This window comes from Shewanella sp. SG44-2, assembly GCF_014164215.1.
Lineage (GTDB): Bacteria > Pseudomonadota > Gammaproteobacteria > Enterobacterales > Shewanellaceae > Shewanella > Shewanella frigidimarina.
Map to the genome: position 1 here is coordinate 1 of NZ_JACJEU010000060.1, position 2,122 is coordinate 2,122.

2 protein-coding genes and 1 pseudogene are annotated in these 2,122 nt (G+C 39.6%); 1 reads left to right on the forward strand and 2 read right to left on the reverse strand.

Going from position 1 to position 2,122, the window contains the following annotated elements:
* Both H5181_RS20195 and H5181_RS20200 read right to left on the reverse strand, forming a co-directional pair.
* A pseudogene (locus H5181_RS20195) lies at positions 1–102 on the reverse strand (IS110 family transposase); the annotation flags it as partial.
* Positions 103–390: 288 nt separating this feature from the next.
* Positions 391–1,350 (reverse strand): integron integrase, encoded by a 960-nt coding sequence (locus H5181_RS20200; protein WP_107947007.1) that lies wholly within the window; start codon positions 1,348–1,350, stop codon positions 391–393.
* A 342-nt stretch (positions 1,351–1,692) separates the two neighbouring features.
* On the opposite strand from H5181_RS20200, the gene H5181_RS20205 reads away from it, so the two are divergent.
* Positions 1,693–1,980 (forward strand): hypothetical protein, encoded by a 288-nt coding sequence (locus H5181_RS20205; protein ID WP_182751881.1) that lies wholly within the window; start codon positions 1,693–1,695, stop codon positions 1,978–1,980.
* Positions 1,981–2,122: the final 142 nt, after the last annotated feature.

Consider the following 2,122-nt stretch of genomic DNA (forward strand, 5'->3'; position numbering starts at 1 on the left):
GCGATTTAAACGCTTATTGAAGACTTGTTTTGCATGACAATCCATCCCAAGGACTTGAAATACATTCTTGGCCAAATCAATCGAAATAGTGGTAACTTTCATGGTGGACGCTCCTTAAGTAACTGTGTGGTTCAACATCAGTTTGGCGCATTGACGCCGTATTAGGGAGCGTCCATCTCATCATCCATGGCTAGCTCACGTCATTTTCTTCAATGGCCTCAAGTTCGGAGTTGAATTTGACCATTTTCAAGTCAAGTTAACTAACTCGTTTATGCCCCATTATGATTTAGAACAATTACTCATTCGAACTTTGTGTTTCTGTGTTTGCCTCATATTTACTAATGCGGAAAGCAAAAGATAAGGCCCTAGTAACTTGTTTTGTAGTATGCCTTAAAGACTGTCAAGAGGACTTATGACCCCAGTATGATGGCCACCAATCACATGGGTATATATCTCGGTCGTTTTGACATCACTGTGTCCCAATAACTCTTGGATGGTACGAATGTCATGGCCTTTGAGTAATAAAGATGTTGCAAATGAATGGCGGAAAGTATGGGCGGTAACGCGCTTATCTATACCACAGTTAGTGGTAGCTTGCCTTAATGCACGTGAAAAAGCCGTTGGATGAATATGGTGTCTGCACACATAGTTGTCACTTGGGTGCATACAACGGCGGCTAGCAGGAAAGAGATATTGCCAATGAAACTTAGAGGCGTTACTGCGGTATTTTCTGATGAGAGAGATGGGCAATGAAGCAAGTCCAAAGCCATCTGACAAATCCGCCTCGTGGAGCTTTTTTACCTGTTTCATTTGTGACTTTAGAACATCAATCAATCCGTTAGGTAGCATACAAACTCGATCTTTTTGCCCTTTACCTCGGTACACAAAGATAGATTTAGTGGTTAGATCAATATCTTTTACCCTAAGTTTTAAGGCTTCCTTTAATCTTAGCCCTGAGCCAAATAGGATGGCACCAATTAAATAGTGGTAGCCTGACAAATTGCTGATGATCAGTTTTGCTTCTTCGTTAGACAATACCTGCGGTATTCGTTTAGGGGCTTTTGCATAGGGAAATTGTAACTCATTGGGCTCAATTTTTAACACATGGCGACAAGCAAATACAATGGCACATAGAGCCTGTTTCTGGGTGCTCGCCGACACTTCGCACTCCACTGCTAAAAAACAGAGAAATTGTTCAATCAAAGCGGGGGTTATATCAGCGCCATGACGAATATTGCAATGTCGAATGAAATAGCGGTTCCAATAGAGGTAGGATTTTTCTGTTTGATAGCTGTAATGGCGTACCCTGATCTCTGTCCGTATAGCCTCCAAAAATGTTAATTGCCCCATAACCGTTACCTTACCAATGCACTGTGTTTATATACAGTTATAGTTGAAGTTGAGATAATTGCTATGAAAAAGATGCATAAATCGTTGGATTGGCGCATCGATAATACTAACTGTTAAACATTAACTCATTATTATCAATAGTTTGTAATATATATAAAAGTGCTATGCAGACCTCGTAAACACCTATGCATCTTTTTTATCTGCTAAATTGTCATATTTAACCTGTATTTTTTGTTAAATAATATATTTACAACAAACACTTACAAGTGATATTTTGACGAAGAAACTTACAAGAAAGCAGGAGGTTATCCTGCTGCTAATCAATAAGCTGTTAGGCATACCATGAAGAAGTTTGAAGATGACATCGAAGTTTGGATTAAAAAAAACTATTCTGATGCAGAAAGAGCGAAAGAAATTATCCAGCCTTTGTTAGCTCTAGATAGTGAAATCAATATTTCTCGTATTATCAGGTGTGCTTTATTTCTTTCAGAAAGTGATTACGACTCACTTAAAGTTTATACCCAAAAAGCTATAGATGATCCTCGAAATGTTCTTTGGTACGCGGAATATGATAACCGTAATGTGCAAAAACGAGATTTCAATTACAGTTTCAATAAACAAAAGATATAGTTCGGTGCTAGGTAGTGCCTAATCGGGTAGCCGGAGGTATCTAGCCTCCAGCCCCCACACCACCCTGCATGCGGCTCCGCACAGGGCGGTTCATTTAGAACCCCTAACTAAACTTTCTGGTTAGGATAATGAACTGCGATCC

Coding starts and splice junctions, on each gene's coding strand:
- H5181_RS20205 (WP_182751881.1), top strand. CDS start 1,693: ATGAAGAAGTTTGAAGATGACATCGAAGTTTGGATTAAAAAAAACTAT.
- H5181_RS20200 (WP_107947007.1), bottom strand. CDS start 1,350: ATGGGGCAATTAACATTTTTGGAGGCTATACGGACAGAGATCAGGGTA.